This window comes from Exiguobacterium sp. s160, assembly GCF_018617575.1.
GTDB lineage: Bacteria > Bacillota > Bacilli > Exiguobacteriales > Exiguobacteriaceae > Exiguobacterium > Exiguobacterium aestuarii_A.
Genome location: NZ_JACSKK010000002.1, coordinates 348,115 through 366,939, shown reverse-complemented (window position 1 = coordinate 366,939; position 18,825 = coordinate 348,115). Strand labels below are relative to the sequence as shown.

Genomic DNA, 18,825 nt, shown 5'->3' with positions numbered 1-18,825 from the left:
GAAAATCGAAAGTTTGGTATGATAAGAGAAAAGGAGGACTGTCCGTGCGTTACTGGGATCATTTTAAACGAGCGTTTATTCCGATTGCGCTCATTTTGATTGGATTAGCGATCTTTTATACTTTATCGGCTAGAGATAACATGGTGTTGACGCTTTTAGGGGCTGCGATTGTAGGAGTCATCTTATTTTTAGTGATGCGTCATGTGAACCAAGTCGAAGAAGACTAAAACGAGAACACATTTTGTGGTTCTCGTTTTTTGTTGTCTTGCGACTTTTTTGGGTACACTACAAAGTAAGGAGGGATTTTTTATGGCAAAAGCTACATTTGCGGGAGGCTGTTTTTGGTGTATGGTCAAACCGTTTCATAAATATGAGGGGGTCGAACGTGTCATTTCCGGATACACGGGAGGACATGTCGATAACCCAACGTATCAACAAGTCTGTTCAGAGACGACGGGACATTTAGAGGCGGTCGAGATCACGTTCGACCCTGAGGTCATCTCGTATGAGGAGTTGCTCCGTATCTATTGGCGTCAAATCGACCCGACAGACGGCGGGGGACAATTCAATGACCGAGGCGAATCATATCGTCCGGCCATCTTCTATCATTCAGAGGAACAACGGGACGCAGCGGAACGTTCGAAACAAGAAGTGGAAGACTCCGGACGCTTTGATCGTCCGATTGAAGTCGACATCCGCCCTGCGAAAACGTTCTGGGAAGCGGAAGATTACCATCAGGATTACTATAAAAAGAATCCGTTCCGCTACGAGATGTATCGGGTCGGGTCGGGGCGCGCGAAATTCATCAAAGAGGCTTGGAGCGATCGGAAGAAGCAACAGGCACTCCGTGAACGTTTGACGCCGATGCAATATAAAGTCACGCAAGAAAACGGAACAGAGCCGCCGTTTAAAAATGAATACTGGGACGAAGAACGTGAAGGATTGTACGTCGACATCGTTGATGGGACACCACTGTTCACATCTCACGATAAGTTCCAGTCAAACTGTGGATGGCCGAGCTTCTCACGTCCAATCGAAGAGAAACGAGTCGACTTGAACATGGACACGACGCACCACATGGTACGGACGGAAGTCCGTTCAAAACAAGGTGACAGTCACCTCGGTCACGTCTTTGATGATGGACCGAAAGAACTCGGTGGTTTACGCTATTGCATCAACTCGGCCGCTCTCCAATTCATCCCTGTAGAAAAGCTTGAGGAAGCTGGGTACGAGGAATATAAACACTTATTCAACAAGTGAAGGGGAGAGTCGTATGTTCACAGCCGTCAAACAACAAATTCGGTGCGAAACGATTGGGACCGTCCTTGATTTTTACGACCAGTCGATTCGACATCTTTCGGAAGAAGCGAGACAAGAGAAGTACGCCAAAATGAGTTCGAGCCCGTTCTCGTTCTTTCGAGGGAGCTCACACTTGTTCTATTACGACTTTGCGAAAGTCCCCATCGCGTTTGACACAGGTCCCGACCACCCGACGTTCATTCAAGGAGACTTGCACTTTGAGAATTTCGGTGTGTTCGAGGACGGGGCTGGTACGATCATTTATGACGTAAACGACTTTGACGAGGCGTATATCGGCTCCTATCTGTTCGACTTATTGCGGATGGCGGTCTCTGTCGATTTGTTCGCGGCCGAATCAGGGTTTGACGGTAAAGCGGCCATCGAGGCATTTGCACGCTCGTATGCAGAGGCGATTGAGAAGCATGCGAACGGAAAAAGTGAACATATTCAATTTACAAAAGAGAATACGTGTAAAGCTGTGAAGAAAGTCATTAAAAAGGCGGAGAAAAAGAAAGACGAATTTATGTCCGAACGGACGGAAGTACGGGACGAAGAACGTTATTTTTCAACGAGTGACGACTTACTTGCCGTTTCACCTGAAGTACGAGACAAAATCGAGGCGGCCTGGGAAGATTATTTATCTTCTTTGTCGGATGAGCATCGTCATCATGCCGATCATTATGAAATCAAAGATATCGCCATCAAGCTACAAAGCGGTACGGCCTCTATCGGTCTAGAGCGTTATTATATTTTGATTGAAGGGGCCGATCAAGAGCACGATGAAGATGTCATTTTAGAGATGAAACAGGCACAGTCCGCTGTTCCATCGCTATTTCTGCCGACACATCCACTATTTGAGAATGGATTGTCGCACCAAGGGGCGCGTGTCGTTGCCGCGCAGCGGGCAATGGTCCATAGTCGTGACCCTTATCTCGGTTATTTGACGATTGATGGGAAAGAGTACTATGTCAGGCAGCGTTCGCCGTACAAACGAAAAGTGAAGGCAAAGCATATGAAAGACGAGACGTCACTCATTGAGACGTTGAAGGTGCAAGCACAAATCACAGCGAAAATTCACGCACGGGCCGATGCGACGTCTAACGCGCTAGATTATACGGCGAGTGAACGAATTACGGCGGCCATCGGGGACTCACCATCGTTATTCATTCGACAGTTGTCGAGATGGGCCGATTTTTATGCAAATCAAGTTCGCTTTGATTACGATGCCTTTTTGAACTGGGTCGAATCAAGGAAACGTTGAGGACACTTGCGAATCGTAGGGGAAATCCTGCACAATGGAAGCGTAAAGGATGTGTAAGGATCATGATTACAGAACAACAAGTCATCGCCCAGATGCGTCAGGTGATGACACAAATTGAGTCGTCGACGGGCGAAGTGCAAAAGCGTCATTTGGCAAAGTTGATGGGTTTTTGCGAACTGCTGCTAGCGGAGACGTCTGAAGGGAAACCTGTCAGCACGCCACAAATGACGACACCTACGAGTGAGGAAAAACCTCCGCTTGATCGTCAGATGGCCGCTTTCCTCGGGATTCCCATGGAAGAAGACGAACCACCCAAATCCGATTCATTGCTCGATTTTTGAACCACATGTGATACACATGTGGTTTTTTTGTGGATTCACATTCATTGACTTAAATACCATAGGGGGTATAATGAGTGTAAGAAATGAAAAGCAAATGGAGGCGTGAATATGTTGGACTTTCTTTTTGTGGCGGTCATCATTGGAATCGTGTATTTTTGGTGGAGTCGCCGAAACAATGTTAAAACGGTCTCAACGGATGATTTGAAGCGTAGAATCGCAGAAGAGCGGAACATTCAATTGTTGGATGTACGTGAGCCGCATGAATACCGTGGGGGACACATTAAACAAGCGAAAAACGTCCCACTTTCTGGTTTCGGGAACGCACAAGCGAAATATCCGAAAGAAAAGGAGCGTCCCGTCTACGTCATCTGTCAAAGTGGCATGCGTAGCCAACGCGCTGCAGCGATGCTCAAGAGTGCCGGATATACCGACGTCTATTCTGTAAAAGGCGGAATGAACTTCTGGCGTGGATAATAGATGCGACTGAACGAATCGGTTCAGTCGTTTTTTTGTCACCACGTTTTCTCTTTTGCATTTTCGGGGATTCTGCTACGGTAAGGGAAGCAATTGAAAGAGAGGAGATTCATCCAATGGCAGTGATTTTATTTGATATCGATGGCACGTTAGTAGATACGACTGGACCGATGACGCAGGCGATTCATGAGGCGCTCGAGGAACTTCCTCACCTTCCGAAACCGAGTGAAGAGGCGGTCCGTTCAGGATATGGCTTGGCAGGTAACGCGTTTTGGGAGCATGTCATCCCGGAAGCGACGCTCGAAGAAATTCGTCTCATTCGGAGATTGCGTCACACGACGCTCGAAAAGACGATGGAAGGGCAAAACGTCTTATTCGATGGCATTCGTGACATGTTGGAGACGCTTCACGAACAAGGTCATACATTGACGACGGCGAGCAACTGCGGTGTTCATTACATGAACTTGATTTTAGATACGCAACAGATTCGCTCCTACATGACGGCACCGGAATGTTTGGAGTCTGTCAGTGGCGAAAAGAAAGCGGACATTCTGACAGCACACCGTGTCCGTCACGGTGAGGCGGACTATATGATGGTTGGCGATCGCAAATCGGATGTCGAGGCAGCACGGGCACATGATTTCCCGGTCGTTTTGACAGGGTTCGGATTCGGAAATGAAGAAGAGTGGGCGCTTGCGGATCACGTCATCAAATCGCCGAACGATTTAGTCGAATGGGTCAACCGATAAGAAAAGGCTTGTCGCACGTGCGACAAGCCTTTTTGTATGCCTATTCTTACAACCCGAGTGAGATGTATTTGACTTCTAAAAATTCTTCGATGCCGTGATGACCACCTTCACGCCCGAGTCCACTTTCTTTCCAACCACCGAACGGCGCTTGAGGAGTTGAAGGAAGACCGTCGTTCACACCAACGATTCCATACTCTAACGACTCCGCTAAATAGACGGCTTCGTTGATGTCTTGTGTGAACAAGTAAGCGGCTAAGCCGAACGGCGTATTGTTCGCCCGTTCGATCACTTCGTCGAGTGAATCGAATGTCGCGATTGGGGCGACAGGACCAAATGTCTCTTCATTCATGCAGAGCATGTCTTCATTCGCATAACGGATGACTGCTGGACGGATGAAGAGGCCATCTAACACTTCGCCACCATACACTTCACCGCCGCGAATTTGAGCGTCCTCGATATGCTTTTCGACTTTACTGAGCGCATCATCATCAATGAGCGGACCGATGTCGACACCTTCCTCTAGACCGTTCCCGACTTTCAGCGCTTCGACTTCTTTGATGAAACGCTCCGAGAATTCATCGACGACGGCACGTTCGACATAGATCCGGTTCGCACAGACGCACGTCTGTCCGCCATTACGGAACTTCGTGGCGACCGCTTGCGGGACGGCTTTATCTAAGTCAGCTTTGGCCGTGACGATGAGCGGGGCGTGCCCTCCGAGCTCAAGGGAAATCTTTTTCATCGTGTCCGCCGCGTCACGCATGAGCATTTTCCCGACTTCGGTCGACCCGGTGAACGTCAATTTTCGCACTCGCTTGTCTTGTTGCCACGCTTTGACGATATCAGATGCTTGCCCTGTCACGAGGTTGATGACTCCTTTTGGGAACCCTGCCTTTTCGGCTAATTTGACCAATTCAATCGCAGTCAACGGAGTCGCCGATGCAGGTTTCATGACGACCGTACAGCCTGCGGCGAGTGCTGGTGCGACTTTTCGCGTGATCATGGCAGCCGGGAAGTTCCAAGGTGTGATGGCGGCGATGACGCCGACCGGTTGTTTGATGGCAAAGATTCGTTTTTGGTTCGAAGAGGCGGGAATCGTTTCCCCGTACACGCGCCGTCCTTCTGCCGCATACCAGTCGATAAAGCCGTTCGCATAATTGATTTCACCGATGGCTTCTTTCAGTGGCTTTCCTTGTTCCTCGACCATCGTCCGGGCAAGTTCTTCTGTATGTTCTGCAATCAAACGATGCCACTCATTGAGTAGCGCCCCTCGTTCGTCCGCGGTCTTCTGTTGCCATTCCTGAAGCGCTTCATGCGCCGCATCGACAGCTTGTGTCGCTTCGGCGGTATCACTTTTCGTCACGACGGCCATCACATTTCCTGTGGCCGGATTTCGTACCTCGATCGTCTGTTCCGTCTCTGTCCATTCCCCGTTAATGAAGTTTTTCTCTTCTCGCATCTTGATTTCCCCTTTCCAAAAAGTGCACAGTTAATTAGAGGATACCCGTTTTTCTGAAACGCACACAAATTTCCAAAAAATGAGGGGATACAATGTGGATCATCATCGGCTATCTAGTCGGGAGTCTGCTCGGCGGAAGACTTTATGGGTTGTTAAGTGGTCATGATTTAGCGACATCTGGTTCCAACAACACCGGTGCCCGCAATGCGCATCGTATCGGAGGGGTGAAGGCGTTTCTGATCGTGTACGGATTCGATGTGTTGAAGACGATTCTTGTCCTACAGGTGAGCGGAACGTATTTTTGGCAGACGGCACTCGCACTCACGCTCGGTCATATTTATCCGTTTTGGCGAATCCGCGCCGGCGGGAAGGGATATGCCGTTTTTTCTGGAATCATATGGGCATACGACCCGTGGTGGTTTATCGGTGGTCTCCTGATCTTATTACTTTTGATCAAAATGACGGGCAATTCGCGTGAGACCGGGCTCATCATGCTCGTCTTACTTCCGTTGGCTGCACTTGGAAGTATCGGAAATATCATTTGGGCCACACTCATTGCCATCGTGATTGTCTATCATCATGTGAAGGAGGGGAAAGCATGATTGTTTATCGAAAAGCCAGTTCATCTGATTTTGACGCCATTCATCGATTAAATTACGAAACGTTCGTCGAAGAGATTCCGCAACATCCGCCGAATCTAGAACGTCGACTCGTCGACAAGTTTCATGAAGAGAATACATATTGGATTGGGGAAGTGAATGGTGAAGTGGTCGCCATGTGCGCGCTACGTGGCGAAAGACCTTTTTCGTTAGAACAAAAAGGGGTGTGTATGCCTGACGGGGAATGGCTTGAGATACGTCTGCTCGCTGTGAAGAAAGCGTATCGGCGCAATCGTACGTTCGCCGGATTGATGCGAGCAGTCATTGGGGATGCGACAGAACGTGAAGTCGACGGTATCGTCATCAGTAGGACAACGCGTGAACAAGTGCTCTATCGTCGATTCGGGTTTGTCCCATTTGCGGATCCAATCGGTCCTGAGGAAGCACGATATGTACCGATGGTGTTAACGCGTTCGGCATTTTATGAATCAAAGTCAGCGTCGACGCTTCGGCCAAAGAGTTTGCTCGCAGGTCCTGTCGAATGCTCGGAGCGTGTAAGAGCGAGGCTCTCGAGACAGCCGCTCCCACATCGTTCAAACGAGACGGGCCGTATGCTTGAATCCGTTCAGCAACAATTGACGAAACGAATCGGACTTCCTTATGTCTACACGCTTTTAGGAAGCGGCACGGTGGCCAACGATGCGGTCGCATCACGATTGAGCGGACATGGTGTCATTTTATGCGCCGGCGAATTCGGAGAACGTCTTATGGATCACGCATCTCGCGTCAGTCTCTCGTTTGACGTCATTCAAGCTGACCGTAAAGGGAAGTGGGATGTTTCTGAACTTGAACGCATTAAACCAGACTGGGTGTGGACGGTGCATTGTGAGACATCTTTGGGGATCTTAATCGATCTCACCCCGCTTCATGCGTGGCAAGATGTCGTTGCCGTCGATGCGATTAGTGCTGTTGGGACACTCGTCTATGACTATTCCTTTGCTGATTTTGTGACCTTCTCCTCAGGAAAGGCGCTACGGAACGCCCCAGGTCTCGCGTTCGTTGCCATGAAAGAGCGGGCAGAAGCGTTACGAGACGTGCCTCGCTACTTTGACTTATCCCTTTACCAACCAATCGCCTTCACACAGTCAGAACCGCTCCTTGCGGCGATGGATGTCGCATTAGAAGAACTGACGGAAGAGGAAGTCGCGTCGCATGAAGAGAAGATGCTCGTCCTGATCAACTCACTCCGTGAGAACGGCTTACAGATCGAGCTGAGTCCCGCCCAGTCCCCCGGCATCATCACGATCCCGGTGCCGTACGGACAGTCCTCAATCGAGCTCGGTCGACAGCTGTCGTATCAAGGTTATCTCGTGCAATATGAGAGTGAATATTTGAAGCGGGCGAACGTCATCCAAGTATCGACGATGGGTTGGACGACACCTCGCATGATGCGTGACGTCGGTGCCTATATTGCCGAGTGGATGCAACAAAAAACCGCCACTCCTGAGAGTGACGGTTCGCTCAAACTCGAAAATCCTGACGTGCCAAGTGACGAATTTTTCGTCCGAGGCGTCTCCAATTGAAGTAAGCCAGTACGGAGACGACGCCACCCGACCAGAACAGCCATTCATCCGGTCGGATATAGCCGAGTAGTCCGACGAGCAACCCGAGCAAGATGACGATGGCATTGAACGTTTGGCGGTGCAACAGTTCTTTGGATTCCAAGTTGCGTTGGAACATCGCTTGCTCCGACAGGCGTTTTCGCGTTGGTTCTTTTAAGTAGTTGTCGAGAAGCGGCGGGACGTTCAATAATTTCTTCGCATAATTGATTCCGGTCTTCACATATCGGTTTTGAAGCGTTGTCCCGTCTTCCTCGAGCCATTCGATGACAATCGGTTTGCCGAGTGTGAACAGGTCGATTTTCGGGTCGAGAATTTGCAGGATGCCAAGCAAGGTCGACGCGGCCCGCCCGAAGAAGGCAAATTCCGCCGGGAGTTGAATTGGTTCATTTTTGACGAGCAACTGAATATCTTGCAACACTTTCTCGATTAACTTCGTATCGACCGTATCGATATCGGTCTCCAAATAAAACGTCACGGCCTTTTCGAGTGCTTGGCGGATGTTTTGTTTGTTCGCCGTCGGTAGCAAGAATCGTAAATCCTCGAGTCCGTCGACGATGCTGTCATAGTCGAGCGAGATGAACGCCTGTAGAATGTTTCGAATCGTCGCCATGTCTTGCGCTGTCGTCTGTCCGACCATACCGAAGTCGAGTAAGATGATGGTGCCGTCCGCCCGAATTTGGACGTTTCCGGGGTGTGGGTCGGCATGGAACTGTCCACCGAACAACAACTGTTCGGCGGCGAGCGTGAACAGCCGTTCGGCTAGTGCGGAGCGATCGATGTCATTTTCTTTTAAGAAGGCGAGATCGGTGATTCGTCTCGCATCGACCCAGTCCATCGTCAAGACACGGTTTGTACAGAGGTGCTCGTGATAATCCGGGATATAAACGTCCGGGTTATCGGCATACTTTGCTTTAAAATAGAGAGCATTTTTTAATTCGGTTTGAAAATTTAGTTCATCCCCGATGACAAAAATCATTTGGCGATATAAGCTATCTAAGTCGGTCGATTTAGCGAGGGATGTCCGCTTCAACATCGACGTGACAATTCGCATGGCACGGAAGTCCGTACGAATGATTTTTTCGATATTCGGACGTTGAATTTTGATGGCGACCCGTTTCCCGTTTTCAAGCAATGTGGCGCCGTATACTTCCCCAATCGAGGCGGAGGCGACGGCATCGATTCCGACGTCTTTGACGACTTGCGAGTAAGGAACGCCCCATTCAGCCTCTAGAATCGCGCGCGACTTCTCCCAACCCGATGTCGGGACACGGTCGACAAGTTCAGAGAGCTCATTCAGGACGGCGGGTGGCAATAAGTCTGCACGAATGGACAAAAATTGTCCGAGCTTGATCAACAAGCCTTCGAGCCGTAACGCATTTCGTTTATACTCACGCGCGAGCTTGAGCATAAGTGCTTCATATTCTTCTGTCGTGGCAACGCCTTGTTGTTGTTTACGTGAAAAGGCGTACAGCCGAATGATGAATCGGGCGAACATGGTGACGATAATCCATATACGGAACAAAGCGATACGTTTCATTGTAATACCGACATCCTTTACGACAGTCGCTCGACTGACCTGATTTTTTGTAACTATACTTTACCATACAATGCGTTGAAGAAAGGGCAAGGGATGTTCATGGAGTGGGAATTGCTCAACGTCGTCGGAACGATAGCGTTCGCGGCGAGCGGAGCCATCATTGCGATGGATGAAAAATACGATATTTTTGGGGTGTGGCTGCTCGCGTTTATCACCGCCTTTGGGGGCGGTGCGATCCGAAACGTCCTATTAGGAAACCCCGTCAGTTTAATTTGGCAACAGAATGATTTATTTATTTTATGTTTTCTTGTCGCACTCCTTATCTTCCTGCTACCGAGTGTCGTATTGCCACATTGGGAACGTTGGGGTGTCATTGTCGATGCCATCGGTTTGGTCGCCTTCGCCTTTCAAGGAGCACAAGTCGCCATCAAGCTAGATTTGCCATTATCGGCAGCGATTGCGGCTGCTGTCCTGACAGGTGTCGGGGGTGGTGTGGTCCGCGACTTACTGGCCGGGCGTAAACCGCTCGTCTTACAATCGGAAGTGTATGCGATTTGGGCGATCCTCATCGCGGTCATCACGTATTACTTCAAGCTCGAAGGTGGCCTTGCCGTCTATGCACTTTTAATTGTCGTGGCGACACTTCGAGTGATATCCTACTATCGGAAGTGGAATTTACCAGCACGTAAAGTCAGATAAGGGGGAACACAAATGAAAATCTTATTAATGATTGGTGCCGGATTGATGGCACTCGGCGTAGCACTCGGTGCGTTCGGCGCACATGCCTTAAAAGAGAGACTGTCACCAAACATGTTGGCGAACTGGCAAACCGGGGTACTCTATCATATGATTCACGCACTCGGAATCATCGGAATTGCGTCACTGCTCATGCGTGTGAGCATCAGTCAATTTAACATTGCCGGATGGCTCATGTTTGCCGGAATCATCTTCTTCTCAGGAAGCTTGTATGTCATGGCATTGACGGGGATCACGAAACTCGGAGCCGTGACACCGATTGGCGGAGTCTTGTTCATCGCCGCTTGGATTTTTGTGATCGTTGGCGCAACCAAGTTATAACAGAAGACCAGTCAAACCGACATCCATGTCTTTGCTCATGTGTACATGAGGCGAGGATGTGGATTTTTTTTGATGGGTCGTTCCATCAATTGGAAACTTATGAATGATGTATTCAAAATATTATTTGAAAATAGGGTAAAGCGTTTTCTATTTACATAAAACATTACAGGAAGATTTCAAATTGAACGATTCAAAAAGGTATTGATAAATAATAAGTTAGACGATTTCGTTGCCTGCGCGTCTGTCTGTGCGTAATAAAATTGAAATATAACTTTAACAGGAAAATATCTAGCAGTTAGATATAATTAGTCGTGTTGAAACTCAACTAAATGATCGTTTTTGTTACATACTGAAACGGCTTTAAAAATATGTAGTGTAGTAGGTACCCACGTTTGTTATTTAAGAAAGGATGTACCCCATTCATGAATTGGAAACGCACAGTCTCGACGCTGACGCTTGGTGTGATGCTCATCAGCACACATACAGTTGCCGATGCATCGACTTCAATTAAAGAAAAGCAAGAAGAACAACAAAAAGTACAAGAAAAACGCAATAGCGTGAAAAAAGACCAAGCCGACACGTCTTCAAAGATTGAAGTGAACAAAGAAGAGATTTCAAAAGTTCAGGCAGAGGTCAATAAAATGGACGCACAATTGCAAGACATCATCAATGATGTCGCGATGAAGCGCCAAGAAATCAAGCGTACCGAGATGAAAATCGAGGATCTTGAAGCCGACATTAAAGATTACCAAGAAAAAATGAAGGCACAAGAAGCAATGATGAAAGAACGGATGGCCACGATGCAAAAGAACGGTGGCGGCTCGATCAACTGGGCTGAATTCATCTTCGGTTCAAAAAACCTTTCGGACCTCGTCACGCGTATGATCACGGCTGGAACAATCCAGCGAAGTGACCAGGAATTGTTCGATGACTATGAAGCGACACAAAAGTCGTTGAAAGAAGCACAGGCTGACTTGAAAGCAGAACGCGCTTCACTTCTCGAACAGCAAAAAGCACTCGAAGTTCGTCAAGCCGAACTTGAGAAGAAAATGAAGCAACGTGAAAAACGCATCAAAGAACTTGAAGAGAAGAACATCAAGTTCGAATCGCAAATTTTCGATCTTCAAGAGATTGAAGCGACGTTAGTCGCACAAGAACAGGCGATTGCGGCTGAAATCGAAGCACAACGTCGTGAGGAAGAAGAAGCTCGTCGTCGTGCTGAAGAAGCAGCTCGTCAAGAGGCGGCACGTAAAGCAGAAGAAGCACGCCAAGCAGAAGCTGCACGTCAAGCTGAGGCTGCTCGTAAGGCAGAGGCAGCACGAGAAGCGGAAGCGGCTCGTGAAGCTGCACAACAGAAGCAAGCTGCACAACAGAAGCAGGACAATAAATCGAATACCCCGTCTTCGTCGTCTTCAAACAACACGGCTTCATCAACACCAGCACCAAAACCTGAGCCAAAACCGGCGCCAGCACCGAAGCCTGCACCAGCACCAGCGCCAAAACCGGCACCGACGACGTCGACACCAGCACCATCTAGCTCAATGTTCATTCAACCGGCTTCAGGACGCTACTCACAAGGATGGGGTCCTGCGAGTGGCGCGTATGGTTACACGTTCCATAATGGTTTAGATATCGCAGGTCCGACAGGGACACCGATTCGCGCGTCTGCGACAGGTACGGTCATTCGTGCAGGTTGGGGTGGCGCATACGGGAACCACGTCATGATTGCGCACGTCATCAACGGTCAAGTTTGGACAACGGTCTATGCACACATGAACTCGGTATCTGTCAGCTCTGGACAACGTGTGACACAAGGGTCGAACATCGGGACACTTGGGAACACAGGGAACTCGTCAGGTCCGCACTTGCACTTTGAGATTCATAAAGGCGGCTACTCATACTCGGCAACGAGCGCAGGTAGCACAGTCAACCCGCGTCAGTTCTTCTGATACCTCATACAGAAAGCTCCTTTCGATTGCGAAAGGGGCTTTTGTGCGTACAAAAAATCCCTCCGCTGTCGCGAAGGGATGCTTGTTAGTTGGCTTGTTCGATATCGCTTTGACGATTTTGTTTTTTACGCATTTGTTCACGCACGACATAGACGATTGTCAACCCGACCAACCAAGGGATCCCGAACTTCAGCAAAATATTGAAGTCCGTGAACCATGTCGTGATCATTAGGCTGAGGAGTAAGACTGCTCCGAGCAATGGGAGGAACGGATACCCCATCATGCGGACAGGAAGTTTTCGCCCAGTCCATTTCTTACGGAAGAACAAGTGGGAGACGAAGACCATGAACCAAGTGAAAATGGCTCCGAACATCGAGATTCCCATCAAGAACGGATACGATGACTCCATGAATACTTGTAGCAAAGCAGCGAGGACAATCCCGCCCGTTGAAACGAGTAGCGCGAACATCGGAATGCCATTTTTGCTGATTGTTTTGAATGCTTTCGGTGCATCACCGGCTTCCGCGAGTGAGTACATCATACGTGTCGACGCGTAAAGCTGTGCGTTCATCGCAGACAAGGCAGCAATCAAAATGACAAAGTTGAGGATGCCTGCCGCGAACGGGACATCAAACTGTTCCATGACGAGCACGAACGGACTTTGATCGATCCCTGCTTGCTGCCATGGGATGAGCATGAGCATGATGGCGAGCGTGACGACATAGAAGAACGTCAAGCGGAACACGGTAGCGCGTAAAGCGCGTGGTACGGCTTGGTCCGGGTCTTTCGCTTCACCTGCAGTGACGGCAACGAGTTCGGTCCCGAGAAAACTGAAGAGGGAGATGAAAATCGTCACCCACATCCCGTAAAAGCCGAAAGCGAAGAATCCTTCGTTTCCTGTCGTGATCGATTCAATCGGTGATCCTGGTTCGCCGAACAATGTAGCGGCACCAAGGACGATGAAGAGGATGATGGCAGTTACTTTGATGAATGATAACCAGTATTCGGTTGTTCCGAACGTATGAACGTGACGGGCGTTGACGTAAATGAGGAGTCCACCGAAGAGGGCGACCCATACGAACCCGTTCACATCCGGGAACCAGTAACGCATATAGATGGCGATGGCACTGACCTCAACCCCTACAGCTAGTACGTTCGCGACCCAGTAAGAGTAACGGACAAGAAAGCCGGCGAGTGGATGGACGTAGCGCTCGGCGATCGTCCCGAATGATCCGGATGTTGGATGAGCGACCGTCATTTCGGCGAGTGCACCCATGAGTAAGAGGACGATGAACGCCCCGATGGCATAACTGACGAGCACGCTCGGACCAGCAGTTTGGATCGCAAGACCGCTTCCGAGGAAAAGCCCGGTTCCGATGGCGCTCCCGAGGGAAATCATCGTGAGTTGCCGGGTGGACAGCTCGCGTTTTAGTTTATTTGTTTCCAAAATCGATTCTCCTTTAACTGAGTGAAATGTTGTTGTGGACGACTATAGCAGACCGAAAAAAACGATGTCAATTCGAAAAATCGGTGAAGGTTCTCCATTTCGGGGTGCACATATAGAGGCAAAGTTTTTTTAATTTTTTTATTTGACATGGATTCATCCGCCCTGTATAGTACGAGTTAACTTAACTGAAACGAATAAAGGCGTCGACGAAGAGAAGTAACGACGAATCCTGTATGACAGAGAGCTGATGGGTGGTGCGAATCAGTATATAGGACGTCGCGAATGGACTTCTGAGCTCTAAACCGAACTTTGAGTAGGCTTTAGCGGGTTACCCACCGTTATCACGGGGAAGCGGATGATTGTCCGTGAAGTGGGTTCTGTAGAACCAACGAAGGTGGCACCACGGGGTTACTCGTCCTTCTTGTAGCGTAAGCTATGAGGAGACGGGTGACCCCTTTTTCGTTTCAACAATACAAATCGAGGATTGAGAAGAGTAGCGCGAGAAGACGTTTCGTCCAGAGAGTCAGGGATAGTGAAATCCTGACCGAGGCGTCCGCGTGAATGGGCTCATGAGAGCATGGCTGAATGAAGTAGGTCGTGACGGTTTCCCCCGTTATCGGGATACGATGTGATTGCATCGGAGAGAGGATTCTTTGGAATCAACGAGAGGTGGCACCGCGGTCTAGAACCGTCCTCCATACGACGACTGTCGTGTGGAGTTTTTTTATACACATTTTTAGAGGGGGAACAGACGATGATTCAACAATTGGAGACAAACGCATTATCAACAACAGATATGAAAGTGGCAGCAAGCGAGATGTTCCAAGCGGATGAGGCGCAAATCGAACGGGTGCTACTCGCGATGAAAGAACGCGGGGAGACGGCAGAAGAGATGGCGGGACTCGCAGCGTACATCCGTGAAGCGGCACAGTTCCCCCCGACTGATTTACCGGTACTCGATGTGTGTGGTACTGGCGGCGATGGGGCGCACACGTTCAACATCAGTTCGACCGTCGCGTTTGTCCTAGCCGGTCTCGGCATTCCGGTCGCCAAACACGGAAACCGAAGCGTATCGAGTCGATCGGGAAGCGCCGACGTCCTCGAGGCATTGAACGTTCCAATCGTGAAGACGGCAGAAGAAGTACATGCCGACTTGAAGCGGACGAATTTGAGTTTCCTCTTCGCCCAACATGTCCATCCGATTATGAAGCACGTCATGCCAGTCCGGAAACGACTCGCAACGGCGACCATCTTCAATCAAATCGGACCGTTGACGAATCCGCTTCGTCCGAAACGACAACTTGTCGGTGTTTATCATCCGTCGCTACTTGAGAAAATGGCGACCGCGATGCGTCATCTTGGCGTAGAGCGCGGCATGGTCGTACACGGTGCGGGAGGCCTCGATGAAGCGAGCCTCGCCGGTGTGAACGATGTGTACTTCTTTGATGGGGAACAGACGGCGCGTTACGCGGTCGACCCACGAGATGTCGGCTTGATGCGGGCACCGCTCGAAGCATTACGCGGAGGGACACCGGAAGAGAACGCCGCGACACTTCTCGCCGTGTTGAACGGAGAAACAGGTCCGGCACGAGACGTCGTCTTACTGAACGCGGCGCTGGCACTTTGCACGTACGGCACGACTTCGACGCTCCGTGAGGGAGTGAAAGAGGCGAAACGAAGCATTGACGAAGGACACGCCTTGCGCGTGTTACAACACTTACAACGTACGGAGGTAGAGGCATGAGTTATTTAACGAAAATCATCGGAACGAAAATCGAAGAGGTCAGTCGCATGCAGCCTATTGATGTTGCTGTGACAAAACCGGTTGCTCTTTTAAATATGATGAATGATGGATTTCATATCATCTCGGAAATCAAGCGATCATCCCCCTCGAAAGGAATGATTCGAGAAACGGTCGACGTCGCCGAACGGGCTCGTCAATATGAACAAGCCGGTGCCACGATGATTTCCGTTCTGACAGACAAAACGTATTTCAACGGATCGTTTGACGATTTGCGACAAGTCGCCGACGTTGTCACGATTCCGGTGCTCTGTAAAGATTTCATCATCGATGAACGACAACTCGACTATGCGAAGCATTACGGAGCGAGTGTGGCACTTCTCATCGTGGCAGCCCTTCATCCGACACGTCTCCACGAGTTGACGCGATATGCCCGCTCCATTGGTCTCGACGTCTTAGTCGAAGTACATGACGAGACGGAGTTACACATCGCGCTCGAACTTGATGACGTGTTGATTGGCATCAATAACAGAGACTTAAAAACGTTCGATGTATCCCTCGAGACATCGATTGATTTGATGAAACGCTACCCCGACGTCACATTTGTCAGCGAAAGTGGTGTCAGTACGGTCGAGGCAGCTGCGCGTTTACAAGAAGCTGGGGCAAGCGCCATTCTCGTCGGGGAAGCACTCATGCGTGAAGAAGACCCGACCCGGTTACTCGAGGAGTTGAAAACATGTTCGTTAAAATCTGTGGAATAAAGACAGAAGAAGCTGTCCAGGCAGCGGTCGAGGCGGGAGCGGATGCCATCGGGTTCGTATTCGCACCGAGTTCCCGTCAAATCGACGTGGCGACAGCGAAGGCGCTAGCTACACAGATCCCACAATCGGTTCGAATCGTTGGTGTGTTTTTAAGTCCTTCAATGGAAGACATCAAGCAAGCGATGGACGTCGGGCTGACGGATTTACAAATTCACCATCGGACACAATCAATGGAAGAACTCCGCATCTTCGGGTTACCGGTTATCGATGCGTCGACCGAGGAGACGGCGGATGTCCGGTTGATGGATCATCCGAATCCGGGAAGTGGGCAAGTATTAAACTGGGACGCAATCGACCGGCCGAAACGTCCGTTTTGGCTAGCGGGTGGTCTATCCCCAGATAATGTGAAACAAGCGATTCAAACGATTCAACCAGACGGCGTCGACGTCTCGAGCGGTGTCGAGACGGACGGTGTGAAAGATATCGAAAAAATTCGTGCGTTCATTCAGCGCGCCAAGGAGGAACTATGATGTATGCACAACCAGTGAACGGGAAATTTGGACAATACGGTGGGAAGTACATTCCGGAGACGCTCATGCAAGCGGTCGAAGAATTAGAGGTCGCTTACGAAGAAGCGAAGCAAGATCCTGAGTTTCAAGAACGCTTCTCTTCTTTATTAAGCGAATACGTGGGACGTGAGACACCTCTCTACTATGCGTCGAACTTGAGTCGTCGCCTCGGGACGAATGTCTATTTGAAACGGGAAGACTTGAACCATACCGGTGCCCATAAAATCAATAACACGATTGGGCAGGCGCTCCTCGCGAAGCGGATGGGGAAACAGAAAGTCGTCGCGGAGACGGGTGCTGGTCAGCACGGCGTCGCGACTGCGACGGTATGTGCATTACTCGATTTAGAGTGCACCATCTTCATGGGTGAGATCGACGTCGAACGCCAAGCGTTAAACGTCTTTCGGATGGAACTGCTCGGAGCGAAAGTCGTCCCTGTCAAATCAGGCAGCCGTACGCTAAAAGATGCCGTCAATGAAGCGCTCCGTTACTGGGTCAAACATGTCGACGATACACATTATGTGATGGGCTCTGTACTCGGACCGCACCCGTTCCCGCAGATGGTACGTGACTTCCAAAGCGTGATTGGAACAGAGACGCGTCGTCAAATCCTCGAACAGACCGGACGCCTCCCAGACGCCGTGGTCGCTTGTGTCGGTGGAGGAAGTAACGCCATGGGGATGTTCTATCCGTTCTTGAACGATGAGTCGGTCGCCCTCTACGGTGTCGAGGCGGCAGGTAGTGGCATTGATACAGATAAACACGCGGCAACCCTTACGAAAGGGGAAGTCGGTGTCCTACATGGTTCGCTCATGTATGTCCTACAAGATGCGGCGGGTCAAATCGAGGAGGCACATTCAATCTCAGCCGGGCTCGATTACCCAGGGGTAGGACCAGAGCATAGCTTCTTGAAAGATATTGAGCGGGTGCGGTATGCAGCTGTTACAGATGAAGCGGCACTCGATGCGTGTCTTGCTCTCAGTCGACAAGAAGGCATCATTCCTGCCTTGGAGTCTTCGCACGCTCTCGCTTACGCGGAGACGCTCGCGAAGACAATGGGAGAAGACGAAACATTGGTGATTTGTTTATCAGGGCGCGGAGACAAAGATGTCCACACAATCCGAGAGAAGGTGGCGACACGATGAAACTAGAGACAGCGATTCGAGAGCGAGAAGGGGCTGCATTCGTCCCGTATATCATGGCTGGTGATGGCGGGATGGACCGACTCATTCCGACCATTGTGGAACTAGAACGGATGGGTGCGACGGCGATTGAACTAGGAATCCCTTTCTCGGATCCGGTGGCAGATGGCCCCATCATTGAGGCGGCAGGAATGCGTGCTCTTGAAGCAGGTGTGACGCTTGAAATGGTATTGAACCATTTAATAGAAGGAAATGATCAATTTAACGTTCCAATCGTCTTGATGACATACTTGAATCCAGTGTTTCGGTTCGGGGTTCAACCGTTCTTTGACCGGGCGAACGAATGCGGCGTAAGTGGGGTCATCATTCCGGATCTCCCGTTTGAAGAGAGTCTCCAATTGTTCGCAGATATCGAGCGGCATGACGTCGCCGTCATCCCGCTCGTTACATTGACGAGTAGCGAAGAGCGTACGGCATCCATCTTAGAGAAAGCGGAAGGGTTCGTCTATGCGGTCACGCTCAAAGGGACGACAGGGAAAGCGGATGTGTTCCCGGACGAGTTACTCGCCTATCTGACTCGATTGACAGAGCAGTCGCGCGTTCCCGTCTTAGCAGGGTTCGGCGTACATCGTCCGGAGCAAGTGCAGACGTTAGGACAAGCATGTGATGGTGTCGTCGTCGGAAGTTTCATCGTCGAGGCACTCCATGAAGGACGAACAGATGACGTCGAGACGTTGATTCGATCGGCAAAGCACATACACGCATAAGAAAACCGGCGCTTCAAAAGAGGCGCCGGTT

At 50.0% G+C, this 18,825-nt stretch carries 19 protein-coding genes and 2 other annotated features; of the genes, 16 read left to right on the top strand and 3 right to left on the bottom strand.

Annotated features, from left to right (window positions below):
- Positions 1-44: 44 nt before the first annotated feature.
- From KNO86_RS07750 to KNO86_RS07725, 6 genes are all read left to right on the top strand, one after another.
- Positions 45-227: a hypothetical protein gene (locus KNO86_RS07750; RefSeq protein WP_031422036.1), complete on the top strand. Its 183-nt coding sequence runs from the start codon at positions 45-47 to the stop codon at positions 225-227.
- Between the two features lie 82 nt (positions 228-309).
- Complete coding sequence (gene msrA, locus KNO86_RS07745; RefSeq protein WP_214694819.1) at positions 310-1,260, top strand: peptide-methionine (S)-S-oxide reductase MsrA; 951 nt, start codon at positions 310-312, stop codon at positions 1,258-1,260.
- Between the two features lie 13 nt (positions 1,261-1,273).
- Positions 1,274-2,560: a DUF2252 domain-containing protein gene (locus KNO86_RS07740; RefSeq protein ID WP_214694817.1), complete on the top strand. Its 1,287-nt coding sequence runs from the start codon at positions 1,274-1,276 to the stop codon at positions 2,558-2,560.
- A 62-nt stretch (positions 2,561-2,622) separates the two neighbouring features.
- A complete protein-coding gene (locus KNO86_RS07735) occupies positions 2,623-2,901 on the top strand; it encodes a DUF5327 family protein (protein WP_214694815.1) in 279 nt (92 codons plus the stop codon).
- Between the two features lie 108 nt (positions 2,902-3,009).
- Positions 3,010-3,375 carry a rhodanese-like domain-containing protein gene (locus KNO86_RS07730; RefSeq protein WP_214694813.1) on the top strand — a complete coding sequence of 122 codons (366 nt, stop codon included), beginning with the start codon at positions 3,010-3,012 and terminating at the stop codon, positions 3,373-3,375.
- 116 nt (positions 3,376-3,491) lie between these two features.
- Complete coding sequence (locus KNO86_RS07725) at positions 3,492-4,124, top strand: HAD family hydrolase (protein ID WP_214694811.1); 633 nt, start codon at positions 3,492-3,494, stop codon at positions 4,122-4,124.
- Between the two features lie 46 nt (positions 4,125-4,170).
- Here the strand turns inward: KNO86_RS07725 and KNO86_RS07720 are convergent, their stop codons facing one another.
- Positions 4,171-5,583: an NAD-dependent succinate-semialdehyde dehydrogenase gene (locus KNO86_RS07720; protein ID WP_214694809.1), complete on the bottom strand. Its 1,413-nt coding sequence runs from the start codon at positions 5,581-5,583 to the stop codon at positions 4,171-4,173.
- Between the two features lie 92 nt (positions 5,584-5,675).
- On the opposite strand from KNO86_RS07720, the gene KNO86_RS07715 reads away from it, so the two are divergent.
- Positions 5,676-6,185 carry a glycerol-3-phosphate acyltransferase gene (locus tag KNO86_RS07715; RefSeq protein ID WP_214694803.1) on the top strand — a complete coding sequence of 170 codons (510 nt, stop codon included), beginning with the start codon at positions 5,676-5,678 and terminating at the stop codon, positions 6,183-6,185.
- A complete protein-coding gene (locus tag KNO86_RS07710; RefSeq protein WP_214694801.1) occupies positions 6,182-7,765 on the top strand; it encodes a GNAT family N-acetyltransferase in 1,584 nt (527 codons plus the stop codon). Before KNO86_RS07715 ends, KNO86_RS07710 begins: the two co-directional genes overlap by 4 nt.
- On the opposite strand, the gene KNO86_RS07705 is transcribed toward KNO86_RS07710, so the two are convergent.
- Entirely contained in the window at positions 7,704-9,341 is a 1,638-nt protein-coding gene (locus KNO86_RS07705; RefSeq protein ID WP_214694799.1) for an ABC1 kinase family protein, read from the bottom strand. The two genes, KNO86_RS07710 and KNO86_RS07705, sit on opposite strands and share 62 nt — an antisense overlap.
- Positions 9,342-9,434: 93 nt before the next feature.
- Here KNO86_RS07705 and KNO86_RS07700 point away from each other — a divergent pair, with 93 nt between their 5' ends.
- The 3 genes from KNO86_RS07700 to KNO86_RS07690 all read left to right on the top strand — a co-directional run bounded on the left by KNO86_RS07700 (position 9,435) and on the right by KNO86_RS07690 (position 12,367).
- Entirely contained in the window at positions 9,435-10,040 is a 606-nt protein-coding gene (locus KNO86_RS07700; RefSeq protein WP_012727503.1) for a trimeric intracellular cation channel family protein, read from the top strand.
- A 12-nt stretch (positions 10,041-10,052) separates the two neighbouring features.
- A complete protein-coding gene (locus tag KNO86_RS07695; protein WP_214694798.1) occupies positions 10,053-10,418 on the top strand; it encodes a DUF423 domain-containing protein in 366 nt (121 codons plus the stop codon).
- 422 nt (positions 10,419-10,840) lie between these two features.
- Entirely contained in the window at positions 10,841-12,367 is a 1,527-nt protein-coding gene (locus tag KNO86_RS07690; RefSeq protein ID WP_214694796.1) for a murein hydrolase activator EnvC family protein, read from the top strand.
- A gap of 85 nt (positions 12,368-12,452) precedes the next feature.
- Here the strand turns inward: KNO86_RS07690 and KNO86_RS07685 are convergent, their stop codons facing one another.
- Positions 12,453-13,766: an amino acid permease gene (locus tag KNO86_RS07685; protein ID WP_251126967.1), complete on the bottom strand. Its 1,314-nt coding sequence runs from the start codon at positions 13,764-13,766 to the stop codon at positions 12,453-12,455.
- Positions 13,767-14,008: 242 nt separating this feature from the next.
- Positions 14,009-14,237, top strand: a binding site (T-box leader).
- A 48-nt stretch (positions 14,238-14,285) separates the two neighbouring features.
- Positions 14,286-14,513 (top strand) — a binding site (T-box leader).
- Between the two features lie 55 nt (positions 14,514-14,568).
- Here KNO86_RS07685 and trpD point away from each other — a divergent pair.
- Genes trpD through trpA form a run of 5 tightly spaced genes read left to right on the top strand, consistent with a single transcriptional unit; the run spans position 14,569 to position 18,794 of the window.
- Positions 14,569-15,558, top strand: a complete 990-nt coding sequence (gene trpD / locus KNO86_RS07680; protein WP_214694787.1) for an anthranilate phosphoribosyltransferase — start codon at positions 14,569-14,571, stop codon at positions 15,556-15,558.
- Positions 15,555-16,316: an indole-3-glycerol phosphate synthase TrpC gene (gene trpC / locus KNO86_RS07675; RefSeq protein WP_214694779.1), complete on the top strand. Its 762-nt coding sequence runs from the start codon at positions 15,555-15,557 to the stop codon at positions 16,314-16,316. The genes trpD and trpC overlap by 4 nt, the downstream gene beginning before the upstream one ends.
- Positions 16,292-16,846 (top strand): phosphoribosylanthranilate isomerase, encoded by a 555-nt coding sequence (locus KNO86_RS07670; RefSeq protein ID WP_214694777.1) that lies wholly within the window; start codon positions 16,292-16,294, stop codon positions 16,844-16,846. The genes trpC and KNO86_RS07670 overlap by 25 nt, the downstream gene beginning before the upstream one ends.
- Entirely contained in the window at positions 16,843-18,030 is a 1,188-nt protein-coding gene (trpB, locus tag KNO86_RS07665) for a tryptophan synthase subunit beta (RefSeq protein ID WP_214694775.1), read from the top strand. Before KNO86_RS07670 ends, trpB begins: the two co-directional genes overlap by 4 nt.
- Entirely contained in the window at positions 18,027-18,794 is a 768-nt protein-coding gene (gene trpA / locus KNO86_RS07660) for a tryptophan synthase subunit alpha (protein ID WP_214694773.1), read from the top strand. Before trpB ends, trpA begins: the two co-directional genes overlap by 4 nt.
- Positions 18,795-18,825: the final 31 nt, after the last annotated feature.

What these genes read in the sequence shown, in the direction of transcription:
- trpB (WP_214694775.1), top strand. Translation starts at nt 16,843, where the DNA reads ATGATGTATGCACAACCAGTGAACGGGAAATTTGGACAATACGGTGGG.
- trpC (WP_214694779.1), top strand. Translation starts at nt 15,555, where the DNA reads ATGAGTTATTTAACGAAAATCATCGGAACGAAAATCGAAGAGGTCAGT.
- KNO86_RS07705 (WP_214694799.1), bottom strand. Translation starts at nt 9,341, where the DNA reads ATGAAACGTATCGCTTTGTTCCGTATATGGATTATCGTCACCATGTTC.
- KNO86_RS07695 (WP_214694798.1), top strand. Translation starts at nt 10,053, where the DNA reads ATGAAAATCTTATTAATGATTGGTGCCGGATTGATGGCACTCGGCGTA.
- trpA (WP_214694773.1), top strand. Translation starts at nt 18,027, where the DNA reads ATGAAACTAGAGACAGCGATTCGAGAGCGAGAAGGGGCTGCATTCGTC.
- KNO86_RS07690 (WP_214694796.1), top strand. Translation starts at nt 10,841, where the DNA reads ATGAATTGGAAACGCACAGTCTCGACGCTGACGCTTGGTGTGATGCTC.
- KNO86_RS07730 (WP_214694813.1), top strand. Translation starts at nt 3,010, where the DNA reads ATGTTGGACTTTCTTTTTGTGGCGGTCATCATTGGAATCGTGTATTTT.
- KNO86_RS07710 (WP_214694801.1), top strand. Translation starts at nt 6,182, where the DNA reads ATGATTGTTTATCGAAAAGCCAGTTCATCTGATTTTGACGCCATTCAT.
- KNO86_RS07685 (WP_251126967.1), bottom strand. Translation starts at nt 13,766, where the DNA reads ATGATTTCCCTCGGGAGCGCCATCGGAACCGGGCTTTTCCTCGGAAGC.
- KNO86_RS07720 (WP_214694809.1), bottom strand. Translation starts at nt 5,583, where the DNA reads ATGCGAGAAGAGAAAAACTTCATTAACGGGGAATGGACAGAGACGGAA.
- trpD (WP_214694787.1), top strand. Translation starts at nt 14,569, where the DNA reads ATGATTCAACAATTGGAGACAAACGCATTATCAACAACAGATATGAAA.
- KNO86_RS07715 (WP_214694803.1), top strand. Translation starts at nt 5,676, where the DNA reads ATGTGGATCATCATCGGCTATCTAGTCGGGAGTCTGCTCGGCGGAAGA.
- KNO86_RS07700 (WP_012727503.1), top strand. Translation starts at nt 9,435, where the DNA reads ATGTTCATGGAGTGGGAATTGCTCAACGTCGTCGGAACGATAGCGTTC.
- msrA (WP_214694819.1), top strand. Translation starts at nt 310, where the DNA reads ATGGCAAAAGCTACATTTGCGGGAGGCTGTTTTTGGTGTATGGTCAAA.
- KNO86_RS07725 (WP_214694811.1), top strand. Translation starts at nt 3,492, where the DNA reads ATGGCAGTGATTTTATTTGATATCGATGGCACGTTAGTAGATACGACT.
- KNO86_RS07735 (WP_214694815.1), top strand. Translation starts at nt 2,623, where the DNA reads ATGATTACAGAACAACAAGTCATCGCCCAGATGCGTCAGGTGATGACA.
- KNO86_RS07670 (WP_214694777.1), top strand. Translation starts at nt 16,292, where the DNA reads ATGTTCGTTAAAATCTGTGGAATAAAGACAGAAGAAGCTGTCCAGGCA.
- KNO86_RS07740 (WP_214694817.1), top strand. Translation starts at nt 1,274, where the DNA reads ATGTTCACAGCCGTCAAACAACAAATTCGGTGCGAAACGATTGGGACC.